23 protein-coding genes are annotated in these 25,322 nt (G+C 67.0%); 4 read left to right on the forward strand and 19 right to left on the reverse strand.

Going from position 1 to position 25,322, the window contains the following annotated elements; translation table 11 throughout:
• Window positions 1-5: 5 nt before the first annotated feature.
• Complete coding sequence (locus BVC93_RS12160; RefSeq protein ID WP_083737482.1) at window positions 6-503, forward strand: pullulanase; 498 nt, start codon at window positions 6-8, stop codon at window positions 501-503.
• Between the two features lie 189 nt (window positions 504-692).
• Here BVC93_RS12160 and BVC93_RS12165 read toward each other — a convergent pair whose 3' ends face one another.
• Complete coding sequence (locus BVC93_RS12165) at window positions 693-1,460, reverse strand: TIGR03084 family metal-binding protein (protein ID WP_083737484.1); 768 nt, start codon at window positions 1,458-1,460, stop codon at window positions 693-695.
• A gap of 78 nt (window positions 1,461-1,538) precedes the next feature.
• The gene (locus BVC93_RS12170; protein ID WP_083737486.1) at window positions 1,539-2,822 is read right to left on the reverse strand and encodes an MFS transporter; all 1,284 of its coding nucleotides are present in this window, start codon (window positions 2,820-2,822) and stop codon (window positions 1,539-1,541) included.
• 122 nt (window positions 2,823-2,944) lie between these two features.
• Between BVC93_RS12170 and BVC93_RS12175 the strand changes: the two genes are divergently transcribed.
• On the forward strand, window positions 2,945-3,550 hold the full coding sequence (locus BVC93_RS12175; RefSeq protein ID WP_083737488.1) for a YqgE/AlgH family protein: 606 nt from the start codon (window positions 2,945-2,947) through the stop codon (window positions 3,548-3,550).
• Here BVC93_RS12175 and BVC93_RS12180 read toward each other — a convergent pair whose 3' ends face one another.
• Both BVC93_RS12180 and BVC93_RS12185 read right to left on the reverse strand, forming a co-directional pair.
• Window positions 3,551-3,919: a hypothetical protein gene (locus tag BVC93_RS12180; protein WP_083737490.1), complete on the reverse strand. Its 369-nt coding sequence runs from the start codon at window positions 3,917-3,919 to the stop codon at window positions 3,551-3,553.
• 38 nt (window positions 3,920-3,957) lie between these two features.
• Window positions 3,958-4,803 carry an LpqN/LpqT family lipoprotein gene (locus BVC93_RS12185; RefSeq protein WP_083737491.1) on the reverse strand — a complete coding sequence of 282 codons (846 nt, stop codon included), beginning with the start codon at window positions 4,801-4,803 and terminating at the stop codon, window positions 3,958-3,960.
• A gap of 231 nt (window positions 4,804-5,034) precedes the next feature.
• Here BVC93_RS12185 and leuS point away from each other — a divergent pair, with 231 nt between their 5' ends.
• Window positions 5,035-7,875: a leucine--tRNA ligase gene (gene leuS, locus BVC93_RS12190; protein ID WP_083737492.1), complete on the forward strand. Its 2,841-nt coding sequence runs from the start codon at window positions 5,035-5,037 to the stop codon at window positions 7,873-7,875.
• A gap of 175 nt (window positions 7,876-8,050) precedes the next feature.
• Here the strand turns inward: leuS and BVC93_RS12195 are convergent, their stop codons facing one another.
• Entirely contained in the window at window positions 8,051-8,716 is a 666-nt protein-coding gene (locus BVC93_RS12195; protein ID WP_083737493.1) for an SDR family oxidoreductase, read from the reverse strand.
• 64 nt (window positions 8,717-8,780) lie between these two features.
• Between BVC93_RS12195 and ggh the strand changes: the two genes are divergently transcribed.
• Window positions 8,781-10,121, forward strand: a complete 1,341-nt coding sequence (ggh, locus tag BVC93_RS12200) for a glucosylglycerate hydrolase (protein ID WP_083737495.1) — start codon at window positions 8,781-8,783, stop codon at window positions 10,119-10,121.
• Between the two features lie 85 nt (window positions 10,122-10,206).
• Here the strand turns inward: ggh and BVC93_RS12205 are convergent, their stop codons facing one another.
• The 14 genes from BVC93_RS12205 to BVC93_RS12270 form a co-directional block, all read right to left on the reverse strand.
• Window positions 10,207-10,680: a MarR family winged helix-turn-helix transcriptional regulator gene (locus BVC93_RS12205; protein WP_083737497.1), complete on the reverse strand. Its 474-nt coding sequence runs from the start codon at window positions 10,678-10,680 to the stop codon at window positions 10,207-10,209.
• Window positions 10,681-10,773: 93 nt separating this feature from the next.
• Window positions 10,774-11,505, reverse strand: a complete 732-nt coding sequence (locus tag BVC93_RS12210) for an amino acid ABC transporter ATP-binding protein (RefSeq protein ID WP_083737499.1) — start codon at window positions 11,503-11,505, stop codon at window positions 10,774-10,776.
• Window positions 11,505-13,259 (reverse strand): ABC transporter substrate-binding protein/permease, encoded by a 1,755-nt coding sequence (locus tag BVC93_RS12215; protein WP_442929081.1) that lies wholly within the window; start codon window positions 13,257-13,259, stop codon window positions 11,505-11,507. Before BVC93_RS12215 ends, BVC93_RS12210 begins: the two co-directional genes overlap by 1 nt.
• Before the next feature lie 73 nt (window positions 13,260-13,332).
• Complete coding sequence (locus BVC93_RS12220) at window positions 13,333-14,004, reverse strand: GntR family transcriptional regulator (protein ID WP_083740986.1); 672 nt, start codon at window positions 14,002-14,004, stop codon at window positions 13,333-13,335.
• 212 nt (window positions 14,005-14,216) lie between these two features.
• A complete protein-coding gene (locus tag BVC93_RS12225; RefSeq protein ID WP_083737504.1) occupies window positions 14,217-15,008 on the reverse strand; it encodes an LLM class F420-dependent oxidoreductase in 792 nt (263 codons plus the stop codon).
• A gap of 68 nt (window positions 15,009-15,076) precedes the next feature.
• A complete protein-coding gene (locus BVC93_RS12230; protein WP_083737506.1) occupies window positions 15,077-17,158 on the reverse strand; it encodes a PhoX family protein in 2,082 nt (693 codons plus the stop codon).
• Between the two features lie 109 nt (window positions 17,159-17,267).
• Entirely contained in the window at window positions 17,268-18,122 is an 855-nt protein-coding gene (locus BVC93_RS12235; RefSeq protein WP_083737508.1) for a M28 family metallopeptidase, read from the reverse strand.
• Window positions 18,123-18,182: 60 nt separating this feature from the next.
• On the reverse strand, window positions 18,183-18,494 hold the full coding sequence (locus tag BVC93_RS12240; protein ID WP_083737510.1) for a hypothetical protein: 312 nt from the start codon (window positions 18,492-18,494) through the stop codon (window positions 18,183-18,185).
• Window positions 18,495-18,496: 2 nt separating this feature from the next.
• Window positions 18,497-19,594 carry a zinc metalloprotease gene (locus BVC93_RS12245; protein WP_083737511.1) on the reverse strand — a complete coding sequence of 366 codons (1,098 nt, stop codon included), beginning with the start codon at window positions 19,592-19,594 and terminating at the stop codon, window positions 18,497-18,499.
• Window positions 19,595-19,618: 24 nt separating this feature from the next.
• A complete protein-coding gene (locus BVC93_RS12250) occupies window positions 19,619-21,562 on the reverse strand; it encodes a DNA/RNA non-specific endonuclease (protein WP_083737513.1) in 1,944 nt (647 codons plus the stop codon).
• 81 nt (window positions 21,563-21,643) lie between these two features.
• Window positions 21,644-22,531, reverse strand: coding sequence for an alpha/beta fold hydrolase (locus tag BVC93_RS12255; protein ID WP_442929045.1), 888 nt, complete (start codon window positions 22,529-22,531; stop codon window positions 21,644-21,646).
• Between the two features lie 77 nt (window positions 22,532-22,608).
• Window positions 22,609-23,682 (reverse strand): inositol-3-phosphate synthase, encoded by a 1,074-nt coding sequence (locus BVC93_RS12260; protein WP_083737517.1) that lies wholly within the window; start codon window positions 23,680-23,682, stop codon window positions 22,609-22,611.
• Between the two features lie 39 nt (window positions 23,683-23,721).
• Complete coding sequence (locus tag BVC93_RS12265; protein WP_083737519.1) at window positions 23,722-24,267, reverse strand: PadR family transcriptional regulator; 546 nt, start codon at window positions 24,265-24,267, stop codon at window positions 23,722-23,724.
• Between the two features lie 75 nt (window positions 24,268-24,342).
• A complete protein-coding gene (locus BVC93_RS12270) occupies window positions 24,343-25,296 on the reverse strand; it encodes a DUF1707 SHOCT-like domain-containing protein (RefSeq protein WP_192860282.1) in 954 nt (317 codons plus the stop codon).
• Between the last annotated feature and the right edge of the window lie 26 nt (window positions 25,297-25,322).

A 25,322-nucleotide genomic window follows, 5' to 3' on the forward strand; every position in this document is an offset into this window, starting at 1 on the left:
CGGGTATGGACTATTGCCTGGGTGCCGAGGACGGCACCGCTTCGATGTGGTCGGGTACGCCGGATGTCGACACCGACGGCGACGGTGTCTTCGACGGCGTGGCGCTGGATTTCGACCGTGACGGCCTGCTCGACGATGCCCTGGTCGACCTCGACGGGGACGGGGTCGCCGAGTACGCCGTGCTGGATCTCGACGGTGATGCCGGGTGGTTCACCGACGACGGTTCCGGCACGTGGGCGGTACCTGCCGACGGGCCGGGGCGGCCGCTGCGGTGGCTGAGTCTCGACGGCCTGGAGTCGACGGGGGGACCGATGGTGGACTTCGACGCCGACGGCGCGGTCGACGACCTTTTGGTGGACAGTGACTCAGACGGGCTGGCCGATCGGGTGCTCAGCGACGACGGCCGGGTCGGGTACGTCGACACCGACGGCGACGGCCGGTGGGACGTCAAGCTGGCTGATGCCGACGGCGACGGTGCCGCCGACAGCGCCCAGACGCTCTGAGCCGAGCGTGTGTCCTCGGCCGACAGGCCGGCAAAATCGGCCCACGCGGGGTTGGATGCGGCGCGGCTCCTCTTCGCGCAAGCGCTCATCGGCCCGCGCCGGGTTGGATGTGGCGTGGCTCCTCTTCGCGCAAGCGCTCATCGGCCCGCGCGGGGTTGGATGTGGCGTGGCTCCTCTTCGCGCAAGCGCTCATCGGCCCGCGCCGGGCGGCCCCGCGAATGCCTGCGCAATCGTCAACCACTGCTGCGCATCGGAACCCGTTGCCGTCACGTCCAATTCGGCCAGCGGACGGCGCTGCGTCACCAGGAAGCAGAAGTCCTCGGCGGAGCCGCTGACTCGTTGCGCGGCGTCCTCGGGACCCCACACCCAGCTCTCACCGGCGGGCCCGCGTAGTTCCACGTGAAACAACTCCGCCGGCGGAGTCAAGCCATGAACGGTAAAGGCGAAGTCACGAGTTCGCACACCGAGGTGGGCGATGGACCGCAACCGCGAGGTAGGAACCCGACGCACCCCGAGCGTGTCGGCCACATCGAGACCGTGCGCCCAGGTCTCCATCAGCCGTGCGGTGGCCATCGACGCCGGGCTCATCGGCGGCCCGAACCACGGCAGCTTGCGGCCCTCGGGCACGGCGCGCAGCGATGCGTGCAGCATCGCCCGGGTGGACCGCCATGACGCCAGCAGGTCGGGCGAAGCCGCCACCTCCTCGGCACCGGCGTCCACGAATCCCGACGGGTTGGCCGCGGCCGCCGTGAGCGCGTCGGCGAAGGCCGATTCGTCGGTGACCGCGAGCACCGCCAACCGGTCGGTCCACAACAGATGCGCGATCTGATGTGCGATGGTCCAGCCCGGTGCCGGCGTCATCGTCTGCCAGTGCGAGGGGCTCAGGTCAGCCACCAGCGCGTCCAGCTCGTCACTTTCGGCGGTGAGCTCCGCGATCAGCGGACCGGCATCGGCCATGGCGTCACCCTATGCGGTACGTGGCGCGGGCCCTCAGACCCCCACCCCGGCTCCGGCGGCACTACGTCAACGACTGCGTCAGCGGGCGGCGCGGCGGCCGACCACGGCATTGGCGGCCAGTCCCAGAAGATAGAACGCCGCCCCGGTGACCACCAAGCCGGGCGCATGACCGTCGTCGGGGATGACAGCCGCAGCCAGGGTGATAGCCGCGATGAACGACACCCAGAACAGCGAATCCTGTACGGCGAACATGTGTCCACGCAGAGCGTCGTCGACGTCGATCTGCATGGCGTTGTCGGCGCAGAGCTTCACCACCTGTCCGGCCGAGCCGAGCAGGAAGCCACACAAAACCATCACCGGCAGATCCAGCGTCACGGCCGAAAGCTGGATCACCGCGGCAGCCAGAAGTGCGCCGTTGACGCTGGCATAGCGTCCCCAGCGTCGCACCAGTGCCGGTGTGTAGAGATTGGCCAGGAAGGCACCCAGGCCGGTCGCCGACAGAAACAGCACCGCCGTGCCGAGGCCCGCCACCGCCACCTGCGGGGTGTCGGTGTGCCGGACGATCACGAGTACCAGCAGGCTGTTGATGCCGAAGGCCATCCGGTGCGCGGCCAGGCCCATGAGCGACGCGGCCACGGTCGGCACGGCCGCCGCGGTGCGGAAGCCGTGAATCCAGCCCGTCGACACCGCGTAGAACACCGATCCGTGGATGGCACGCACGGTGTCGTCGGGCCCGAGCACATGGGCGGGAAACCGCAGGGCAAGCACCAGCGCCAGTCCCACCGGCACCGTCACCATGAAGATCACGGCCGAGGCGCCGGCATCGTTGGCGCCGATCAACCACCGCGGCAGCAGCATGAAGTCGGCGCCGAGGAACGTCGCGAACGCGCCCGCCGCGGTGGCTACCGAGTTCATCGTCACCACCTGCGCGCGGGGCACCACATGCGGCAGCGACGCCGACAGACCGGAGGCGACGAACCGGGTGAACCCGTTGACGATCAACGCTCCGCACAGGATCGGCAGATCGCCCGCGCCGACGGCCAGCAGCACGCCGACGACCATGATCGACACCAGCCGGCCCAGGTTGGCCCCCACCAGCACCAGACGCCGGTCCCAGCGGTCCAGCAGCGCACCGGCGAAGGGGCCCAGCAGCGAGTACGGCAGGAAGAGCACGGCGAACGAGCCCGCGACGGCCCACGGTGTCGCGGCGCGGTCCGGATTGAACAGCAGTGCCCCCGCCAGGGCGGCCTGGAATAGGCCGTCACCGAACTGACTTGCCAGCCGCAGCTCCATCAACCGCCAGAACTGCGGCAGAGCGCGGACCGCGCGCCACAACGCCACGGCGCCACGCGCGTCGACCACGAGATCACTTCCCTCAAGCGCGGATGGACGCGTCAGCGCCACGACAGGAGACCAGCCTACAAATATCCGTCACGCCGCCGTTGTTCGCCACGACAGCGCTGCCCTGGTGCCATGATGGGTGCGTGGCCCAGTCGGAAGACCCCGAGGATTACGTCGCACCCGCGGCACACCGGGTGCGCGCGGGAACGTTGTTGTTGGCCAACACCGATCTGCTGGAGCCGACCTTCCGGCGCAGCGTCATCTACGTCGTGGAACACAACGACGGCGGCACCCTCGGCGTGGTGCTCAACCGGCCCAGCGAGACCGCTGTCTACAACGTGCTGCCGCAGTGGGCCAAGCTGGCGGCGAAGCCCAAGACCATGTTCGTCGGCGGCCCGGTCAAGCGGGATGCCGCGTTGTGTCTCGGCACGCTGCGGGTCGGGATGGACGCCCAGGGCGTGCCCGGTCTGCGGCACGTGGCCGGGCGGATGGTGATGGTGGATCTGGACGCCGATCCTGATGTCCTGGCACCCGTCCTCGAAGGAGTGCGGATCTTCGCGGGCTATTCGGGCTGGACCATCGGTCAGCTCGAAGGGGAGATCGAGCGCAACGACTGGATGGTGTTGTCGGCGCTGCCGTCAGACGTATTGGTGGAACAGCGGGTGGATCTGTGGTCGCGGGTGCTGCGTCGCCAGCCGATGCCGATGTCGCTGCTGGCCACACACCCGATCGACGTCAGCCGAAACTAGCTAACCGGCTTTGTTGGCCAGCGGTGACCCGCTGGCGCACGACAGCGTGCACGATCCGCAACTGCTGCCGCAGTCCGACGCCGGCTGCGGACGGGTCGCAAAGCGCGCGCCCTGCCACGATCCGGCGACGATGGTGCCGAGCGCACCCACCACACAGACCACCAGCACCACCAGCCCGGTGGGCGCGGGAACAGCGATGCCCACCACACCGCCTGCGGCCAGCATCACTGCTGCGGCCAGCTGGATCGGTGCCACGGCACGCAGTACCTGCTGCGTCAGGTCGGCGCTCTTCGGTCGCGTCAACGTCCACACACCCGAGCCCGCGGCGGCAATCGCTGCGCACAGGCACACCACACCGGCAATCAGCATGGGCTCACTTTACGAGGTGAGCCGCGCCCCCCAAAAACTCAGGGCGCGGTGGCGGGCGGCGGCGCCGGTGCCGCGGTGGGCGCGGTGACCTTGAAGCCGTTGACGATCGCCTCGGTGGCGTCGGCCGCGGCGACCACCTGGCTGACCGCGGTGGTCACCGACAGCGACACCAGATAGGTGTCGGTCCCTGAGGTCGCCAGCACGTGGCGGCGCGACGTGTTCAGCGTCATGTCGTTCTGTTGGTAGGTGCCCTCGATCAGCGACGACGGGAACCCGCCGAACGGTGCCAGCGAGGCGTCGGTGGACTGCCAGTTGGGCAGCTGCTGGCTGTCGATGAAGCCGTGGGTGCTGGCCTCGGTCGCATCGAATGCGCCGCCGACGACGCGGTAGATCACCACCTGTGCGTTGGACGTGTACAGACCGTCGCCGCCGACGCGGTCGGCGATCACCGCGAACGCGTCGGGCACGTTCGGGTCGGGAACCTGGGCCCAGCCCGGCGGCATGGGCAAGGTGATGTGCAGCGCGGTGAAGGTGCGCGGGTTCTGCGGCTCCAGGGTTGCGCCCTTGCTGGTCAGGAACTCGCGGATGGTGCCTGAGGTGGCGGGCGTCAGCGCCGGAGCTGCGACCTGCTGGAGCTGGGGCGCGTACTGGGCCTGCGGGGAGTACTGGGCCTGCGGCGCGACGGCGGCAGCAGCCGGCTGGGCGGGGATGCCCGGAGCCAGTGGGGCCACGCCCGCCTGCTCGACCATGGTTGCCGGTGTAGGTACGGGAGGCAGCGGCACTGCCGGTTCAGCGGAGGCCGGTGCCACGGCAAGCCCCATCACGCCTGCGATGCCTGCGGCGACACCTCCGGCGAGTACGCGGCCGGTGACATAGGCGAACATGCCAATCGATCCTTTCCGGGTCTGTCGGTTGGCGCGGCGCTCCCGACAGTGCGCGCCATCCCAGGTCAGGGGCCGACTGTATCCCCGGCGCGGCGGCGTTTCCCAGAGCTGGAACCGACCTGGAACCAAGCGCTGACACCCCCGCAACCCAACCGAGACGAAGCCGTGACCGGCAGCACTGGCACGCATCGCGTTTTTGGCCCCCGGAGGTGCCCTTATACCCTGTTCAGCGTGACCGACACGACCACTTCCGCCACCGACTCCGATACCCCCGCATTCCGCTATTCCGCGGATCTGGCGGGGCGCATCGAGCAGACCTGGCAGGAGAAGTGGGAACGCCTTGGCACGTTCCACGTGCCCAACCCGGTGGGCACCCTGGCGCCCGCCGACGGGACGACAGTGCCCCCGGACAAGATGTTCGTCCAGGACATGTTCCCCTACCCTTCCGGGGAGGGCCTGCACGTCGGCCATCCACTCGGCTACATCGCCACGGACGTCTACGCCCGCTATCACCGCATGCAGGGCCGCAACGTCCTGCACGCGCTGGGCTTCGATTCGTTCGGCCTGCCTGCCGAGCAGTACGCCGTGCAGACCGGTACCCATCCGCGCATCCGCACCGAGGCCAACATCGTCAACTTCAAGCGCCAGCTCGGGCGCTTGGGGTTGGGGCATGACGCACGACGCAGTTTCTCCACCACCGATGTCGACTTCTACAAGTGGACGCAGTGGATCTTCCTGCAGATCTACAACGCCTGGTTCGATCCCGCCGTGGGCAAGGCTCGGCCGGTGTCCGACTTGATCACCGAATTCGAGTCCGGCACAAGGACACTCGATGACGGCCGCAGCTGGTCGGCCCTGGATGCCGGTGAGCGTGCCGATGTGATCGACGGCTACCGGCTGGTCTACCGCGCGGACTCGATGGTCAACTGGTGCCCGGGTCTTGGCACCGTGCTGGCCAACGAAGAGGTGACCTCGGACGGCCGCAGTGACCGCGGTAACTTCCCGGTGTTCCGGAAACGTCTGCGGCAGTGGATGATGCGCATCACCGCCTACTCCGACCGGCTGCTCGACGACCTGGACACCTTGGACTGGCCGGACAAGGTCAAGGCCATGCAGCGCAACTGGATCGGCCGTTCCGTCGGTGCTTCGGTGCAGTTCGGCTCGCCGGCCGGGGACATCGGTGTGTTCACCACCCGCCCAGACACCCTCTTCGGCGCAACGTATCTGGTGCTGGCACCCGAACACGATCTGGTCGACACCCTGGTCTCGGAGGCGTGGCCGGACGGAACCGACACGCGCTGGACCTACGGCGCGGATACCCCGGCCGCCGCGGTGGCCGCCTATCGCGCGGCGATTGCGGCCAAGTCGGATCTGGAGCGCCAGGAAAACAAGACCAAGACAGGTGTGTTCCTCGGGGTGCACGCGGTCAACCCGGTCAACGGCGCACAGGTGCCGATCTTCATCGCCGACTACGTGCTGGCCGGCTACGGCACCGGTGCCATCATGGCGGTGCCCGGCGGCGACCAGCGGGACTGGGATTTCGCCACCGAGTTCGGGTTGCCCATCATCGAAGTCGTTTCTGGCGGTGACGTTTCGGAATCCGCGTACACCGGCGACGGCGTCCTGGTGAACTCCGGATACCTCGACGGCATGGACGTCACCACCGCCAAGGCGACAGTGACGCAGCGCCTGGAGGCCGACGGCCGCGGTCAGGGTCGGGTCGAGTTCAAGCTGCGTGACTGGTTGTTCGCGCGGCAGCGCTACTGGGGTGAGCCGTTCCCCATCGTCTACGACGCCGACGGCCGTGCTCATGCCCTGCCGGAATCCGCTCTGCCGGTGGAACTTCCGGACGTCCCGGACTACGCGCCGGTATCCTTCGACCCGGATGACGCCGACAGCGAACCTTCGCCGCCGCTGGCCAAGGCCACCGACTGGGTGAACGTCGAACTCGATCTCGGTGACGGGTTGCAGACCTACACCCGCGACACCAACGTGATGCCGCAGTGGGCCGGCAGCTCCTGGTATGAGCTGCGCTACACCGACCCGCAGAACCCGGATGAGTTGTGCGCCAAGGAGAACGAGGCGTACTGGATGGGCCCGCGCCCCGCCGAGCACGGTCCGAGCGACCCCGGTGGTGTCGACCTGTACGTCGGAGGTGTGGAGCATGCCGTGCTGCACCTGCTGTACTCGCGGTTCTGGCACAAGGTGCTCTTCGACCTGGGGCACGTGTCCTCCAGCGAGCCGTACCGCCGTCTGGTCAACCAGGGCTACATCCAGGCGTTCGCCTACACCGATTCGCGTGGTTCCTACGTGCCTGCCGCCGATGTGGTGGAGAAGGACGGCAAGTTCTTCTACGAAGGCAGTGAGGTGAACCAGGAATTCGGCAAGATCGGCAAGAGCCTGAAGAACTCGGTGTCACCCGACGAGATCTGTGACAACTACGGCGCCGACACTCTGCGCGTCTACGAGATGTCGATGGGTCCGCTGGAGGCCTCACGGCCGTGGGCGACCAAGGATGTTGTTGGGGCGCATCGCTTTCTGCAGCGGGTGTGGCGTCTGGTGGTCGACGAGGCGACAGGGCGGAACCGGGTCACCGATGCCGAACTGGACCCGGCGACGCGCAAGATCTTGCACCGCACCATCGACGGTGTCTCCGACGACTACGCCCATCTGCGCAACAACACCGCCGCGGCCAAGTTGATCGAGTACACCAACCACCTCACCAAGGAGGGCATCACCGCCCGCGATGCACTGGTGCCGCTGGTGCTGATGGTCGCCCCGCTGGCGCCTCACCTGGCCGAGGAGCTGTGGGAGCGGCTCGGCAACGGGTCGTCGCTGGCGCACGGCCCCTTCCCGGTCGCCGATCCGGCGTACCTGGTCGAGGACACGGTCGAGTACCCGGTTCAGGTCAATGGCAAGGTGCGTGGGCGCATCACGGTGCCTGCCGACGCCGACAAGGCGGCCGTGGAGTCACTGGCGCGGGTTGATGAGAAGGTGCTGGCATTCCTGGCCGGCGCAGAACCCAAGAAGGTCATCGTGGTTCCGGGCCGGCTGGTGAACCTGGTGGTCTGACGGGCCGGAGGCCGAGGCTGCGAGGTACGAGCAGGTGAAGGAGATCCGGCTGGTTAACGGGGCCGGAGGCCGAGGCTGCGAGGTACGAGCAGGTGAAGGAGATCCGGCGGCCGGAGGCCGAGGCTGCGAGGTACGAGCAGGTGAAGGAGATCCGGCTGGTTAACGGGCCCGCTGGTTAACGGGGCCGGAGCACCACCTCGTGGGTGTGCCCGTCGGGTGGGGTGGCCACCACCTGGGCCACTACCTGCGCCACCGTCTCCGGCCGCAGGAACTTCGACGCGTCGTACTGGCCGCCGTGATAGTCGACCAGGTCGCGTTGCATCTCCGTGTCGATCCGGCCGGGATGGATCGAGGTCACTCGTAGCTCGGGTTCGTCGGCACGCAACGAGTCGGCGAACGCCCGCAGCGCGAACTTGCTCGCCGAGTAGGACGCCATCCCGGCCGACACGTTGCGTCCGGAGCCGGAGTTGATGAAGATCACCTGCCCGCGGGCGGCGCGCAGCGCCGGCAGTAGCGCCAGCGTGAGGCCCACCGCGCCAACAACATTGATTTCGAAGGTGGCTCGCCACTGGTCGGGGGTGGTCTCTGCCACCCGACCCGGGAACATCACCCCGGCGTTGTGCACCAGAACGTCCAGCTCGGCGAGCACCTCGCTGCTGACCTCCAGTGACTCTTCGTCGGTGAGATCCAACGGCCAGGTGGTGGCGCCATGCAGGGCGGCGACGGCGTCCAACTCGGCCGACGGCCGTCCCGCGAGCAGCAGTGTGTGGGTGGGGGCCAGGGCCGCGGCGATTGCGGCGCCGAGGCCACGGGAGGCACCGGTGATGAGCGCGGAGGGCATGGGCCCAACACTACAAACCGGAATCCAGCGAGCGTTCCGCGCACAGGGAACGCAGAATGGACGCGTGGCACCCGATCCCAGTTTTGCGCCGACACAGCTCGCGGCCCGCGCGGCCTATCTGCTTCGGGGCAACGACCTCGGGGTGATGACGACGGCGGCACCGCTGCTGTACCCGCACATGTGGAGCTGGGACGCGGCATTCGTGGCAGTCGGGCTGGCTCCGCTGTCAGTGGAGCGCGCGGTGGTCGAACTGGACACGCTGCTCTCGGCGCAGTGGACCAACGGCATGATCCCGCACATCGTGTTCGCCAACGGGGTGGACGGATACTTCCCGGGCCCGGCGCGCTGGGCCTGCTCGGCGCTGGCCACCACCGCGCCGCGCACGCGTCACACCTCGGGTATCACTCAGCCGCCGGTGCACGCCATCGCGGTGCAGCGCATCCTGGACCACGCCCGCACTCGGGGCCGCTCCACCCGCGCGGTGGCCGAGGCGTTCCTGGATCGCAGGTGGTCGGACATGGTGCGGTGGCATCGCTGGCTGGCGGAGGCACGCGATCAAGACGAGCACGGGCGCATCACCATGTACCACGGCTGGGAGTCCGGTATGGACAACTCGCCACGCTGGGACGCCGCGTACGCCAACGTGATTCCCGGTGCGGTGCCCGAGTACCAGCGGGAGGACAACAAGATCAACACCGACGCCAGCCAGCGGCCGTCGGATACCGAGTATGACCGCTATCTGTGGCTGCTCGAGGAGATGAAGGCCGCGCGCTACGACGATGCGCTACTGCCGAAGGTGATGAGCTTCGCGGTCGAGGACGTCTTCGTCTCGGCCATCTTCTCGGTGGCGTGTACGGTGCTTGCCGAGATCGGCGAGGACTACAAACGCCCGCACGCCGATGTCAGGGACCTCTACGCATGGGCAGAGCGCTTCCGGGCCGGTGTCATCGATTCGACCGATCAAAGGACCGGTGCGGCAAGGGATTACGATCTACGCGCACAGCGTTGGATCGCCACCGAGACGGCGGCGCAGTTCGCTCCGCTGTTGTGTGGTGGTCTGCCGCACGACAAGGAGCGCACCCTGCTGCGGCTGTTGGAGGGCCCGCGATTCCGCGGACACCCGGACCTGAAGTACGCGCTGATTCCGTCGACCTCGCCGGTGTCGCGGGACTTCCGTTCCAGGGAATACTGGCGCGGTCCGGTGTGGCCGGTGCTGACCTGGCTGTTCTCCTGGTGCTTCGCCCGCCGCGGCTGGGCTGAACGCTCGAACAGCCTGCGTCGCGAGGGTTTACGGCAGGCCAGCGACGGTACATTCGCCGAGTACTACGAGCCGTTCACCGGGGAACCGCTGGGGAGTATGCAGCAGTCCTGGACCGCGGCGGCGGTGCTCGACTGGTTGGGTTGAAGTTCTCTTGTAGCCTGAGCTCTTTCAACTGCTCGGTTTCCCCCTCGCCTCGCTGAGGGCACCCCCACGCAGCCTCGGGCTCAGGCTAGGTCTTCTTGGTGGCCAGCTTCTCGAGTGGCTCCAGGGCGCGCTGCAGTGTCTCGAGTTCCTCGGGAGACAAACCCCGCAGCATCGACGCCAGCGCGGCGTAGCGGTTGGTGAGCGCTTCGCGGTGTTCGGCATGGCCTTTCGGCGTGATCTCGACCAGCACGGCACGCAGATCGGAGGGATCCCTGGTGCGCTTGACCAGATCCAGCTTCTCCAGCCGACGGATGGCCACGGTGGTGGTGGGCGTGCGGACTTTCTCGTGTGCCGCCAGTTCGGTCATCCGCATGGGGCCCTGGTCCAGCAGGGTCACCAAGATGGACAGCTGAGCGAGGGTCAGGTCGTCGGCCGGTGTCGCGGCCGTCTTGTCACCGCGCCGCAGCACGGTGAACAGTTTCGACAACGCGCGGTGCAGACCCTCGGCAAGGTCGGAAACGTCAGCTACGTCTGTGACGCCGACTTCGCTCTCAGTCATAGTTCGCTAGTCTAACCTGTCAGCGGCTGTCATTCTGCCCGGGAAGCGGAATTCCGGCAAAATTCTTGCAGGTCACCACGGTCGTCGTGTGGTTCACAACACCTGGGACAGGAACCGTTGCAAACGGTCGGTTTCGGCGGCCTCGAACAGTTGCTCAGGAGCCCCCGCCTCCACCACCCGACCGTGATCCATGAACACCACGGCATCGGCGGCCGAGCGGGCGAAGCCCATCTCGTGGGTCACCACCACCATCGTCATGCCGTCGGCACCCAGTTCGGTGATCAACGCCAGGATTCCCTTCACCAGTTCGGGGTCCAGCGCAGAGGTGGCCTCGTCGAAGAACATCACCTGCGGCGTCATCGCCAGAGCTCTGGCGATGGCGACCCTTTGCTGTTGTCCGCCGGACAGGGTGCCGGGACGTACATCGGCCTTGTGCCGCAACCCCACTCGCTCCAACTGTGCCAAGGCGAGTTCACGGGCGGCCTCGGACGTCATCTTCTTGAGCTTGCGTGGCGCCAGCGTCACGTTGTCCAAGACACTGCGGTGCGGGAACAGGTTGAACTGCTGGAACACCATGCCGATGCGCTGGCGCAGCGCGTCGGGATCGTCGCGCAGCACGGATCGGCCGTCGAGCAGGATGTCACCCTGGTCGGGTTCGTAGAGCCGGTTCAGTGTCCGCAGCAAGGTCGACTTTCCGGACCCGGACGGCCCGATGACGGCGGTGGTGGTGCCCGCGGGCACGTCGATGTCGACCCCGCGCAGCACCTTCGCGTTACCAAAGGACAGATGAATATCGTTGGCTTGCAACGAGACCGGCTCGGACATCACACCATCTCCCGGTCGGTGGCCGGGGCCAGCGGGTCGTCGGCTTCGGTGGGTGGTCGGCCGCGCCGCAGGCGGTTGTCGATGTAGTTCACCAGATGCGTCAGCGGAATGGTCAAGGCGAGGTACAGCAGACCGGCGGCCACCAGCGGCGAGAGGTTACCGGTCTGGGCGTTGAGATCGCGACCCACCTGGAACAGCTCCCGCTGGCTGGCGATCAGGCCCAGGAAGTACACCAGCGAAGAGGCCTTCAGCAGCGAGATGAACTGGTTCACCAACGCGGGCAGCACCCGCCGGATGCCCTGCGGTATCACCACCAACTGCATCGACGACGAGTAACTGAAGCCCAGCGCGCGCGAGGCCTCCAGTTGACCCGCCTCCACGCTCTGGATCCCGGAGCGCAGGATCTCGCCGATGTAGGCCGCGGCCATCAACCCCAGCGCGGCGATGCCCAGGGGATAGGGGTTGTTTCCGGTGAGCCCGCCCACCACCGGGCCGAAGCCGAGGCCGATCAGCAAGATGATCACCACCTCGGGCAACCCTCGGAAGATGTCGGTGTAAACCCTTGCGGGCCAGCGTAACCACCGCGACCGTGAGATGCCTGCGACGGCCAGCAGCAGGCCCAGCGCCAAGCCGATCAACGCGGCGCTGACGGTCAGGATCAGTGTGTTGGGCAGCCCGGTCTTGATCAGGTCGGGGATCGCCTGACGGTAGAGGTCCCAGGAGAAGAACGCCTCGCCCAGCTGGGCCAGCGTCGATTTCGGGGCCACCGCCGGGGCCTCGCCGGTGGGAGCATTGCCTGCGGCGATCTCGGCGAAGTCCGGAAGCTGCGGCAGCACAGCGGCTTTGGAGCCGGGCTTCCAACCCGGCGGCAGTGCGCGTGGCACCCAGTCGGAATAGAGCCGCGCCCAGGTACCGTCGTCGATCACCGCGTCCAGACCCGAATTCAGTGCGTCGATCAGCGGCTGGTTGTCCTTGGCCACCGCATAGGCGACGAAGTTGTCGAGGCTGAAGGTGTTCTCGATGATCTCGGCCGGGTCCCCGGGCCGCACCGTACCGACAGCCTGTTGTGACGGGGCCACCCAGGCGTCGATCTGACCGGTCCGCAGGCTGGCGTAGACGGTGTTGTAGTCCGGGAACTTCACCGGGTCCAGGCCCAGGGTGTCGACGACGTAGGCCTCCTGGACGGTGCCCTGGACCACGCCGACGCGTTGTCCCGCCGCCAGATCGGAGAACCCGGCGATGGCCGACCCCGTGGGCACCACCAGAGAGAAGTAACCGAAGTCGTAACCGTTGGTGAAGCCGACGGTCTGGCGGCGGGCATCGGTGGTGGTGATCGACGACGAGCCGACGTCGAAGCGTCGGGTGGCCACCTGGGCCAGCAGACCGGAGAAGTCGGTGCCCACGAACTCGATCTGCAGACCCAGCTTGTCGGCGACAGCGCGCAGCAGTTCGTTGTCGAAGCCGGTGAACACTCCCGCGGCGTTGATGCAGATGCTGGGTGGGGCGTCGGACAGGGTGCCGACTGTCAGGATGCCGGGTCGGGTGAGACCCAGCGCGGCGGGGTCGACGGTGTCCAGCGGCACCACCGACGCGGTGGTGTACTTGTCCGCCTCGGGTCCGGTACTGGCTGCCGCCAGGTTGTTGGGCAACGCGCTGGCGCTGGTGACGCCGGCGGGTGCGCACTGATCAGCCGCTGACGCCGGCGATGCCGACGTCAGCCCCGAGATCAGCAGGACGGTGACGGTGATGGCCAAGAGGCGGCCAGCGAAGAACCTCACCGTGAGCAACCTACTGCTCGAGACCCCCGTGAACGGGGGTTCGGCTCATTCAGACTGCAAGTGCGGCCGCGATTCCCAGCACCCCGCGGCGGCGCAGCTCGTCGAGCATCACCCTGGCCAGCAGATTCGCCCGCTCGACGTTGACGGCCTTGGCGGCTTCGATGTCGTGGTGGCGGATGGCCTCGGTCTCGTGCTCGTAGAGCGCGAGCATTTCCGCGCCCGCTCCGACGTAGGCACCCCAGAAGTCACGTGGGACGAAGGCTTGCGACGCGCGGATGTTGGCCAACAGACGTGGACCCGCGTACTCGTCGTAGATCGTCCTGCGGTACTCCCAGGAGGCCTCGTTGAAGGCCAGGCTCGCGCACGAGTTGCGCAGTACCGGCATCAGCGAATCCAGTCGCGCGATCACCCGGCACTCGGGATCGGCCGCAGCTCGGGCCGAGGCGATCCCGCTCAGCATGCCGTAGATCTCGTGATACTCCATGACCACTGCTTCGTCGAACCGCTCCACGAACGCTCCCCGGTGGTACCGGGTACTGAGAATCCCGTCGTGCTCGAGCTGGACCACGGCCTCCTGGATGGGCACACGGCTCAACCCCAGCACATGGGCGATCTCGTTGCGATCGATCCGATCCCCAGATCGCAGCCTCCCCGTCAGGATCAGATTGACCACGTGGGCCACCACCAGATCCTTTTCTTTGACACCGTATTTCTTTGGCATCTGCACCTCCCCGCGCCCCGCAGCCCGGTCGAGCACTTGTGAATTCTGCCGTTGTTTCGACAGCTGTGCTCGTTGATGTACCGGATCTACAACGCCAAGACTAAACGTCTTGAATCCGTCGAGGCACGTCAGCGTGCAAATGGGATTGATTTTCACAGGAAACCGGCACGAAAATGTCTGCCTCTGCCATGTGTGAATCGAGTGTGAATGCCCTACGCGGTACGCCGATCACGCCACGTGACCAGTGCTTCGGCCGCGCTGAGGTCGTAGTCGGGTCCGTTGACGCCGATGGTCAACAATGTCACGCCCAGGGCGGCCAGCGCGTCGGCTTCGGCGAGCATGTCATCGACATTTCGTTCCGGCACGCCAGAGGAGCGCTCGATGGCCGCCGGCGCCCTGCCCACCGCGGCGCAGTGGGCGTCGAGCACCTCCGCCTTGCCCGGGTACGTCGCGCGATCGGTGAAGCCGTGCCAGATGTCGGCGTACTCCGCGACCAGTCGCAGGGTCTTCTTCTCCCCCTGGCCGCCGATCAGGATCGGGATGTCTCGTACCGGGGCCGGGTTGAGCTTGCTCAGCCGCGACCGGATCCGGGGCAGCGCCGCGGCCAGATCGTTGAGCCGGCTGCCCGCGGTGCCGAAGTCGTAGCCGTACTCCTCGTAGTCCTTGTCCTTCCAGCCCGATCCGATGCCCAGGATCAGCCGGCCGCCGCTGATGTTGTCGACGGTGCGGGCCATGTCCGCGAGCAGGTCCGGATTGCGGTAGGAGTTGCAGCTGACCAGAGCGCCGAACTCGATCTTCGAGGTCTGTTCGGCCCAGGCGGCCAGCATGGTCCAGCATTCGTAGTGCGCGCCGTCGGGATCACCGTAGAGCGGGTAGAAGTGGTCCCAGTTGAAGGCGATGTCGACGCCCATGTCCTCGCAGCGGCGCACGGCGTCGCGGATCAGGCCGTAGTCGGGGGAGTGCTGGGGCTGAAGTTGGACACCGATGCGGATGGGGAGGGTCATGCTCCCCAACGTAGTGATTTCGGCGTGTTTTCCGCCGCTCAGCGGCAGAGAACACGCCGAAATCCCGACTACACGCCGATGTTGCCGCCGTCGCGCCACACGGCGACCACCGAGGGCCGCGCGGTGCCGTTGCCGCCCTCGGGCCAGCGCGACAGGGGGTCGTCGATGCTGTTGTCGTCGTTCTCGCCGGGGTGCTGCACACACACCGTCACGATGTCGTCCTTCACGATGGGGCCGCAGGTCTCGGCGCCCACCGGCACGGTCAGGAATTGTTTGGTCTCACCGCGGTTGGGGCCGTCCAGCGCGACGGCGAACAGCCCGTCGTTGGAGTCCAGCGCGTTGCCGTCGGTGGAGATCCACAGGTTGCCGTGGCTGTCGAAAGCCAGGTTGTCCGGGCAGGAGATCGGGCTGACCTTCGTCTTGTCGAAGCCGCCGAAGTACGTGTCGGCAGCGGCCGGGTCGCCGCACACCAGCAGCAGGTCCCAGGTGAAGTCGGTGCCGGCGTGGTTGTCGGTGAGCTCGAGTACCTGACCGTTCTTGTTGTCGTTGCGTGGGTTGGCGGCGTCGGGGCCGGGTTTGCCCTCGGCGCCGCGGTTGGAGTTGTTGGTCAGCGCGACGTAGACCTTGCCGGAGACGGGATTGGCCTCGAAGTCCTCGGGGCGGTCCATCTTGGTGGCGCCCACCTTGTCTGCGGCGAACCGGGTGAACACCGCGACCTCCTGCGGGCTGATTCCGTCGACCAGCGATTCGGCCTGACCGCCTGCCCCGGAGCGCAACAGCGGGATCCAGATGCCGGTGCCGGCGAACGATCCGGACGACGGCAGCGTGCCGGATCCGTCGATCTCTGCGGCCGGGATGTCGCTGGTGAGCTGCGCGACGTAGAGGGTGCCCTCGTCGAGGATGGTCATGTTGGCCGCCATGGCTTCAGGTGAGGTGCCCGGCTGGATCTTCTTGGACGACACGAACTTGTACATGTAGTCGAAGCGCTCGTCGTCGCCGGAGTAGGCGACGACGGTGCCGTCGTCGGTGACGAAGATGTTGGCGGCCTCGTGCTTGAACCGGCCCAGCGCGGAGTGCTTGACGGGGGTGGACTCGGGGTCCCAGGGGTTGAGTTCGACGACGTAGCCGAACCGGTTGACCTCATTGGGGCTGGAGGTGACGTCCCAGCGGGGGTCGAAGGTCTCCCACTTGCGTTCAGTGGCTTCGAGTTTCACACCGTAGCGGTCCAGCCGGTCGGCGTCGACGGGGTTGGGCGCCGGGGCGCCTTCGGCTGCGCCGAAGTAGCTGTTGAAGTTCTCTTCGCCGGAAAGCACTGTACCCCAGGGGGTTACACCGCCACTGCAGTTGTTGACGGTGCCCAGCACGGTGCGGCCGGTGGGGTCGGCGGCGGTCTTGACGAAATCGGTACCCGCGGCTGGGCCGGTCAGCGTGAAGGGGCTGTCGGCGGTGATGCGGCGGTTGTAGCGACCCATCACCGGCTTGAGGCCGTCGGGGGTTTTCTCCACCTCCACCACGGTGAGTCCGTGCGCGGCAACGCCGATCTCGAACTGCTCCCGAGTGGGGGCGTCGGCGTTGTAGCCGGGGTGCATGAACTGCTCGGTGGTGTACTCGTGGTTGACCACCAGCAGGTAGCGCCCGGGGGAGCCCTCGATGGGCAGCAGCCCGGCGAAGTCGTTGTTGAAGCCGAACTGACCCCGCTGGGCGGCGGGCGTCTGGTTGGCCACGTCGAAGGCGGGGGTACCGGGCAGCACCGGGTCGCCCCAGCTGATCACCACGGCCTGGCGATATCCGTCCGGTATCACCACGGCGTCTTCGCTGTTGGGTGCCACCGCGGCGAAGTCCATACCGGGCAGTGGCTTGAGTTCCTCCGGGACCACGCTGGTGGATGAAGTTGCAGCCGTGGGTGATTCATCGCTGGAACAGGCGGCCAACAGGGATCCACCGCCAACGGCCAGTACCGCGACGCCGCTGGCCTGCAGCACCGAGCGCCGAGACATCGCCTGGCGCACCACATCGCCGAAGTAGGCGTTGTCGGTCTTGTTGGGTGCGGGGTGGGCGCACTGGTCGCCGCACTTGTAGCGGCAGGTGATGCGCTGCCGGGACGACTGCCCGTTGTGGTTCACGAACAGGTTCAACGGCACGATCGCCATGGCTGAGGGTCCTTCCGCGGAGAGACCGACCTGGGCTGTGGTCGGAACACCGCGGAAAGTTACGGGAGCGGATCTAGCAGACGGCAATCAGAAGGTTAACAATCGGTGTTCAGTCGAGAAGTCCAACCAGTGCGGCCAGGTTCATCCGCAGAATCTGCCCGGTGAGCTGGGGGTCCAGCCGGTCGAGGGTATCTGCGGCGGTGTGCACCGCCGTGTTGGCGGAGTCTTCGGCTTCGATGGTCAGTACCGCCGGGATGCCGGCTTCGATGAACGGGACGTGGTCGCTGGCGAACGGGTTCAAAGACGTGAACACCTCGAGCTCGGTCCACGTGGCGCCGGCCTGCGCCAGTCGCTGCACCAAGTCCAGCGACACTGCTGCGCCTTCGATCAGGACCCCGGCGTCAACGCCGTTGCGTCTTGCGATCATGTCCATGTTCAGGACGGCGCGGATGCGGTCCCTGTCGCCGGCACTCAGCGCCGCCACATGGGCGCGGCTGCCGAGCAGACCCTGTTCTTCCCCGCCGAACAGGATGATCTGCAGGTCGTGGCGCCAGCTGCGTGAGGCCAGCACCGTCGCCAGCTCCAGGGCGCCCGCCGACCCGCTGGCGTTGTCGTCGGCGCCGGGGGCCGGTGCAGCCGCGCCATCCACGTGGTTGACCGAGTCCAGATGTGCGCACACCACAACAAGCCCGGGATTGTCTGCGGTGCCGGGTTGTCCGCCGACGATGTTGTGGGACAGTCCGGCACCGACGGTGATCGGGGTGATCGACACGTTGTATCCCGCCGTCCGCAGGTGCTCTCCGGCGAACTCGAGCGCCTCGGCGTAACCCGCGGACAGCGAGTGTCGTGTTGTCGCAGTGGTGATGGCGTTCAACAACTGTTGACAGCGCGCCGGGGACAACAGGTCCAGCAGTGCCTCGGTGCCGGGGTCACGCATCCGGGGTCCGGCGGCGGAGCGGGCCACCCTGGCCGCCTCCGGTCGGGGCCCCGCGCCGGCACGTCCACTCCTGGGTGATCGGAGCGCTCATGGTGTCTCCTCGTGGATCCGGAGTTCCAACTTGTCGGGTTGGTAGGACACGACGTCGAGGACCCGGTGGCGGTCACCGACGGTGACCTCCAACTTCTCGAGGTCGGGGGTGCCGCTCCAGAAACCGTGGCGACCCTGTGGCACGTCGGCCGCCCCCGGTCCCCAGTCGATGAAGCCCCCGTCGGGGCCGAACTCCACGCCGCCGCGACCGCGGGCCGGCGGAAAGGTGTAGGACTCCGGGCGGTACACCGTGATGCCGTCGTGGTCCTCCTCGAAGGAGTGTCGCCAACGACCTTGTGGCGCAGTCATTGTCAGGGGTGTCCGATCGATTCCCAGCCGGTCTGTGACGGTTCCCAGGCGGTTCCGTCGAACCACTTGTGATAGGTCACGCCGTCGGCGCCCTGCAAGATCACGTCGATACGCGAACCCGATGACACGACCGAGGGTTCGTGGCCGTTGGTGTGCACCGGCACGTGGCCATTGCCCTCGGCGAACCGGGCGGGCTGCCAGACCGACCGACGGGCCACATCCAGGCAGGCACGCATTCGGTCCACCTGGCCGTGGGTGAACATCACCATCACGTCGTCGTCGACGTAATCCATGTAATTCACGAACATGTCGCCGTGCGGTCCGTTGTTACAGGTGACGTGTGGGAAGACCGGCTTACCGGTGTTCCCGCCCGCCTGATTCGGGGTGTCGTCCACCTCGTCGGTGCCTCCGCAGCCGGATCCGTCATCACCCCAGATGTGAAAGAGGTTGAGCCAGTGGCCGATTTCGTGCGTCAGGGTGCGCCCGAGGTCGAACGGATCGGTGGCGGTGCCGACGGTGCCGAACGCGGTGTAGGTGACCACCACACCGTCGGTGGCAGGGCTGCCGCCCGGGAACTGGGCATAGCCCAACAGACCGCCCCCCAGCTTGGCCACCCAGATGTTGAGGTAGCGGTCGGCCGGCCAGGCGTCGATACCGCCGGTTGCGGTGGCCTTCACCGCGTCATCGGTGCCGAACGACGCCACCCGGGTTCGGGTGCGGGTGATGCCGTCGGTGGGGTGTCCCTCTGGATCTACTGTGGCCAAGGCGAATTCGATTCCCGCGTCGGCCACCGCCGCGGCGAACGGTGCGGGCACGTCGGTGATGTCGGCGTTGGCGGCACGGAAATCCTGGTTCAGCACCTCGATCTGAGTGTGGATCTGTTCGTCGGAGATGTTCTGCTCGGCGCGGTTGAACACGACGTGCACCACGACAGGGATCGTCACCGTCCCGGTGAGGCGCTGCCCCATTGCCTCCAATTGGATCGTCGCGTTCTCCAGCTCCGCACGCGCGGTGCGGTAGCTTTCGGATTCGGTGAGCAGTCGACGGTGGACCTCCATTGCCCCGCAGTTGCGGGTGGTGGGTGCGTCATTGATGGCCATGATGAATTCCTTTGTCGTCCAGGGTCAGAGAATGATGTCGGCATGCCGCAGCAGTTCGCGGGGCAGCGCGGTGGCTTCGAGGCGTTCCAGCGGATCGCCGGCGATGTAGGTGTCCAGGTTCAGGCCGGTGAGATCGGCGATCCGGCGCACCGGAACCTGAAAGGTGCGGTAGGCCCCGAATGAGAAGGCCTCGGCGCCGGTGACCTCGTCGAGCAGCGCGGTCTGGCTCAACAGGTAGGCCGTCACCGACAGTTGCCCGTCCTTCTTCACCATGGCCGCGACCTTCCAGTACTGCCTGGGCAGAGCCACGCCGCGGTATTCCGGGTCGTCGGCGCCCAGCACCGGTCCGGTCAGCACGCTCACGGCCAGACGCTGGTTGTCGGTGTTGTCGAGGAGGTAGTCCTCGAGCCCGAGCCACAGGGTGCCGCCGGCATTGAAGTCGTGGTGCTGTGGTGTGCAGTTGGTGAAGTGGAAGGTGTCGGCCACCGCGGCCTTGGCGTTCGGTCCCCACGCCGGGTCCAGGCGGCGCACCAGATGTCCGCGGTCCAAGGGGTTGTCGGCGTACACCGCTTCGCCGGTCTGCTCACCGGCGGGTAGCCGTGGGTCCAGGACCCAGCGGTCGCGGTCACGGGTGATCCTGTCGATCGGTCCTTTGATGTTGACCGCGGTGTAGGCGGCCAGCCGGCGGGTGGTGTTCATCAGGACGCTGAAGTGGTGGTACTTCAGCTCTGGTGAGAGTGCCACCTCGGTGTTCGGCGGTGGCAGCGGCAGGGTGGGGCCGAGAAACCGCGGATCGTATCCGCCGCGGTTGGAGTAGTCGGTGTCCACCCGCAGTGCTTCGATGGCCGGCTCGAGGTCGGGCTCCGGGGTGCCGACGGCTCGCACAATGGTGCTGTCGTAACGGATTTCGATCGTCACCGGCGACCTCGGTGCCGGGGTGGACTCCTGACCCGTCCTCGGCGCGGTCACCGCGGACGGTCGGACCGGTTCGGGCCTGGTGTGTACCGGCAGATCCTCGTCGACGATGGCACGGAAGTCCGGCGGCAGCGCGGCGTCGGTGAGGTGGTTCAGGATGCGGCTGATCCGCACGCCTTCGTTGAGAAACTTGTACTGCGGGTTGGTGGGGGTGGGCACGCTGGCGTGGTGCAGCGCGATCACTTCCCACTGGTTGTTGAACACCGGCGAGCCGGACGAACCGGGTTCGGTGTCTGCTTCGTAGTGCAGATGGCGTTCGGGGATGTCGATCGTCTTGTTCTCCCGCACCACCACCTGTTTGCGCTCACCCCGCGGGTGCTGGACGATGGTCACGGGTTCACCGATGGCCACGGTGCCCTGGGCGGCGGTCAGCGGGTTGAATCCGAACTGCGCCAGTTGTTCCGCAGTGCCGTCCACCGCCACCAGCGCGAAGTCGAGCTCGTGGTCGGCGATGAAGAAGATGCCGGGGGCGAACTGCAGTGGAACCGTTTGCACCAGGGCTCCACCTGGCCCGTCCTGGTAGTTGAATTCCACGAAGCTGCGCTGGGCGGTGATCGCGTCGGGCAGCACATGGTGGTTGGTCAGCATCAGCCGGGGTGACACCATCGAACCTGTGCCGTAACCCGTTGTACCGTCCGAGCTTCGGATGTTGATCCGCCCCACCGCACGCGCGGCGGCCACGCCGTCGTCGAGGTAGCGCACACTCAGGAAGTCGGCGGTCCCGACAATCCGCTCGAGCTGTCCTTCGGTGACGACCTCGGCTGCCGCTGCTTCGGATTGCCTGCGGTAGTTCGCCATCCGCTCACGTCGGCGTTGCATGCGCAGCGGGTCGTTGGCGCGGGCGATGCCGTCGGGAGCGTCGAGGGCCTGTTCGTTGGCGGTACGTTCGGCCTCTCGTTGCCGCATGCGCTCGGCCGCGGCCAGCTCTTGTTCACGTCGGCGCCGATCGAAGTCGGTCTCTGGACGTGTCACAGCGTCGTCGATGACAGTCATGGTGATCCCCCGTTGTCGAACCGTGTGTTCCTCCCACGGTCGAATGTCGCACGCGGAACAGGGGATGGGATGCGTAGTGCGCTACGCGAGTACCTCGCGCAGGATCTCGATGAGCCGCAGAGGCTGGTCGCTCTGCACCGAGTGTCCGGAGTCCTCGACGACGATGGTGCGCTGGAAGCCGGGCGCCTCGGCGGCGAACTGGGCGGCGTCGTCGTCGTTGACGAAGTGGGAGTTGGCTCCACGCACCAGCGTTGTCGGCATGCGGATGGCGGCCACGTCGTCCCAGAGGCCCTCGAACCCGTCACCCTTGCGGAAGGAGTCGTAACGCCACGTCCAGGTGCCGTCATCGAGTTGTTTGGAGTTGTGGAAGACGCCCCGCCGCAACGAATCCCGGTCGCGGTGCGGCGCGGCGGCCACGGTGACCTCGAGCATGGCGCCGAAGCTGGGGAAGGTGCGTTCACCCTGGACCAACGCGACGGTGCCCTTCTGCGCGTCGGTCATCTCGGTGTGCCGCTGCGGCGCCGACGGGGTGACGTCGACCAGCAACAGCTGTGGCACCAGATCGGGGGCGGTGGCGGCGATGCGCAAAGCGGTCAGCCCACCCAGTGACATGCCGACGAGCAACACGGGGGAGGGTGCGTGGGCCCGGAGCACCGGGATGATGGAGGCGGCAGCCAGTTTCGGACCGTAGTCACCGTCCTGGCGCCACGCGGAGCGGCCATGGCCCGGCAGGTCGACGGCCAGTGCGGGTTCGCCGAGGCCGACGATCACGGTGTCCCAGGTGTGGGCGTTCTGCCCACCGCCGTGCAGGAACACCACCCGTGGCGGTGCGGACCCGAATTTCAGGAAGCTGATGGCACCGGAGTCGATGCGCTGTACCGGGGGCACTTCTGCCACCCCGGCCTGAGCGGCGTTCTCGGGCAGTAGGGCGAACTCGTCGAGACCGGGCAATTCGTCATCTGAGACCACGTCTCGCACCCTAAGCGATCTGTGGAGCCTGACCGACGCGCACCGCGCCGCTCAGACTCCACAGATCGTGGAAGAACCTAGCCCTGGATGTAGTTCTCGAGCTGCGTGCGGGCCACGTCGTCGGCCAGCTGCTTCGGCGGGCTCTTCATCAGGTAGGCCGAGGCCGCCTCGACGGGGCCACCGATACCGCGGTCCTTGGCGATCTTGGCGGCGCGCACCGCGTCGATGATGACGCCGGCGGAGTTGGGGGAGTCCCAGACCTCGAGCTTGTACTCGAGGTTCAGCGGCACGTCACCGAAGGCGCGGCCTTCGAGGCGGACGTAGGCCCACTTGCGGTCATCGAGCCAGCCGACGTGATCGGACGGGCCGATGTGCACGTCCTTGGTGTTGAACTCGCGCTGCAGGTTGGAGGTAACGGCCTGGGTCTTGGAGATCTTCTTCGATTCCAGGCGCGAGCGCTCCAGCATGTTGAGGAAGTCCATGTTGCCGCCGACGTTGAGCTGCATGGTGCGGTCCAGCTGCACGCCGCGGTCTTCGAACAGCTTGGCCATCACACGGTGGGTGATGGTGGCGCCCACCTGGCTCTTGATGTCGTCGCCGACGATCGGGACACCGGCGTCTTCGAACTTCTTGGCCCACACCGGATCCGAGGCGATGAACACGGGCAGCGCGTTGACGAAGGCCACGCCGGCGTCGATGGCGCACTGGGCGTAGAACTTGTCGGCCTCTTCCGAGCCCACCGGCAGGTAGGACACCAGGACGTCCACCTTGGCGTCCTTGAGGGCCTTGACCACGTCGACGGTTTCGGCGTCGGACACCTCGATGGTCTCGGCGTAGTACTTGCCGATACCGTCCAGGGTGGGGCCGCGCTGCACGATGACGTCGGTGGGCGGCACGTCCGCGATCTTGATGGTGTTGTTCTCGGAGGCGAAGATGGCCTCGGACAGGTCGAAGCCGACCTTCTTGGCGTCCACGTCGAAGGCGGCGACGAACTTCACGTCCCGGACGTGGTAGCGGCCGAACTTGACGTGCATCAGGCCGGGGACGGTGGAGTTCTCGTCGGCGTCCTTGTAGTACTGCACACCCTGCACCAGTGAGGACGCGCAGTTTCCGACGCCGACGATCGCGACCCGGATGTCCTGGTCAGTCATGGACGTATCCCTTCATCAGATAACTGCTTCTTGACGTTGTTACGGCTGATCGGTTCGGCCGTTGGCGACGCGCTCGGCGGCGATGAGCTCGTTGAGCCACTTCACTTCGCGCTCGCTGGACTCCAGCCCGAGTTGGTGGAGCTGGCGGGTGTACCGATCCAACGAACTGCTGGCCCGCGCGACGGCTTCACGCAGCCCTTCGCGGCGTTCCTCCACCTGACGGCGGCGGCCCTCGAGGATTCGCATCCTGGCCTCGGCCGGGGTGCGGTTGAAGAAGGCCAGGTGCACACCGAAGCCGTCGTCGGTGTAGTTCTGCGGACCCGTATCGGCCACCAGCTCGTTGAACCGCTGCCGCCCGGCCTCGGAGAGCTGGTAGACGCGACGAGCCCGCCGCACCTTGGTGGTTCCCTCCGGAGCCGCATCCTCGACGATGAGCCCGTCGGTCTGCATCCGGCGCAGGGCCGGATACAGCGAACCGTAGGAGAAGGCGCGGAATGCGCCCAGGAGTCCGGTCAGCCGCTTGCGGAGTTCATAGCCATGCATGGGCGATTCGAGCAGGAGACCGAGAATCGCGAGTTCCAACACTCCAATCACCTCCCTGGTTGTCCGTTACGGCGGTTCGACACCTCGCGCAATAGTATCGCGCCGATATATACGCCGCTACATCAGTCCGACATCCGGGCAACAACAAGAGGACGCCCGGGCGGACCGAGCGAAGCAGATCAGGCCGGAAACGAGAGGGCCTGGGTTACCCGCTGGGGTACGAGACCCGTTTGATCTGCCCGTCGCCGCCCAGTTCGAGGTAGCCGCTGTTCCCGAACTCGGGGAGACGTAGATGCTGATCTCGATGGCCTCCGGCGGTGCGGTCATGTCGTCGCTGGGGCCGACGGTCATGTAGACGGTCTCCACCTCGGCCGGATCGATTCCCAGCGTCTCGGGAGCGCCGCGCAGGATGCCGACGAAGGTGGGGATGTCGAACGCCGCCAGATCCACCAGCCGGGCATCGTTGCTCATGCTGGTCTCGGTGGGGTCGTCGAATCCGCCCCGATAGGAGTAGCTCAGAGCGCGCCGCGGCTCTGCGGGGTCGGCCCGATCCAGCGAGGCGTAGTCGGAGTAGATCGTCAGGTCGTAGCCCATGGTGTCGCCGAACTTCTGCCGCATCTGCTCGAACAGTCCCGTCAGCCCGCCGAGCGAGTGCAGCTGTCGCGGCGGGGTCAGCACGGTCGCCGGGATGCCGTCGTCCTTGGCGCCCGGATCGGATTCGAAGCTCAGCGGTGAACTGGTGTTGCCGTACAACCCCCAGCCGATACCGATCCCGAGCACCACCAGAACGGCCGCCACCGCGGCGCGCAATCCCCAGCCGACGCCCGGCCCGGCGTCCGTCGCCGACGGCTTCTTCAGGTCGGGCAGTTTGACGGGCGCGTTCTCGATCTGCAGATCGGCGACCAGCGCCTGCAGTTCCCCCAGTGTGGACGCGGTGGTGGCGGAGGCCACTCGCTGCCGGTGCTCTTCCATCGAGAGCTGACCGTCGGCCAGCGCACTGTCGAGCACCGTGCAGGTGTCGTTGCGGTTGGTGTCTTTGGCCCGTGTACCTGCTGTTTGACGCGTTGCCACGCGATAGAGGGTATGGGATTTCCCCG

Origin of the sequence: Mycobacterium sp. MS1601 (assembly GCF_001984215.1) — a bacterium.
GTDB lineage: Bacteria > Actinomycetota > Actinomycetes > Mycobacteriales > Mycobacteriaceae > Mycobacterium.

Excerpts from the sequence above, each read along its gene's own strand:
- BVC93_RS12245 (WP_083737511.1), bottom strand. The coding sequence starts at position 19,594 with ATGGCCATCAATGACGCACCCACCACCCGCAACTGCGGGGCAATGGAG.
- BVC93_RS12195 (WP_083737493.1), bottom strand. The coding sequence starts at position 8,716 with ATGCCCTCCGCGCTCATCACCGGTGCCTCCCGTGGCCTCGGCGCCGCA.
- BVC93_RS12160 (WP_083737482.1), top strand. The coding sequence starts at position 6 with ATGGACTATTGCCTGGGTGCCGAGGACGGCACCGCTTCGATGTGGTCG.
- BVC93_RS12220 (WP_083740986.1), bottom strand. The coding sequence starts at position 14,004 with ATGCCAAAGAAATACGGTGTCAAAGAAAAGGATCTGGTGGTGGCCCAC.
- BVC93_RS12210 (WP_083737499.1), bottom strand. The coding sequence starts at position 11,505 with ATGTCCGAGCCGGTCTCGTTGCAAGCCAACGATATTCATCTGTCCTTT.
- BVC93_RS12205 (WP_083737497.1), bottom strand. The coding sequence starts at position 10,680 with ATGACTGAGAGCGAAGTCGGCGTCACAGACGTAGCTGACGTTTCCGAC.
- BVC93_RS12165 (WP_083737484.1), bottom strand. The coding sequence starts at position 1,460 with ATGGCCGATGCCGGTCCGCTGATCGCGGAGCTCACCGCCGAAAGTGAC.
- BVC93_RS12230 (WP_083737506.1), bottom strand. The coding sequence starts at position 17,158 with ATGGCGATCGTGCCGTTGAACCTGTTCGTGAACCACAACGGGCAGTCG.
- BVC93_RS12240 (WP_083737510.1), bottom strand. The coding sequence starts at position 18,494 with ATGACTGCGCCACAAGGTCGTTGGCGACACTCCTTCGAGGAGGACCAC.
- BVC93_RS12185 (WP_083737491.1), bottom strand. The coding sequence starts at position 4,803 with ATGTTCGCCTATGTCACCGGCCGCGTACTCGCCGGAGGTGTCGCCGCA.
- BVC93_RS12250 (WP_083737513.1), bottom strand. The coding sequence starts at position 21,562 with ATGACTGTCATCGACGACGCTGTGACACGTCCAGAGACCGACTTCGAT.
- BVC93_RS12225 (WP_083737504.1), bottom strand. The coding sequence starts at position 15,008 with ATGACCCTCCCCATCCGCATCGGTGTCCAACTTCAGCCCCAGCACTCC.
- BVC93_RS12180 (WP_083737490.1), bottom strand. The coding sequence starts at position 3,919 with ATGCTGATTGCCGGTGTGGTGTGCCTGTGCGCAGCGATTGCCGCCGCG.
- BVC93_RS12260 (WP_083737517.1), bottom strand. The coding sequence starts at position 23,682 with ATGACTGACCAGGACATCCGGGTCGCGATCGTCGGCGTCGGAAACTGC.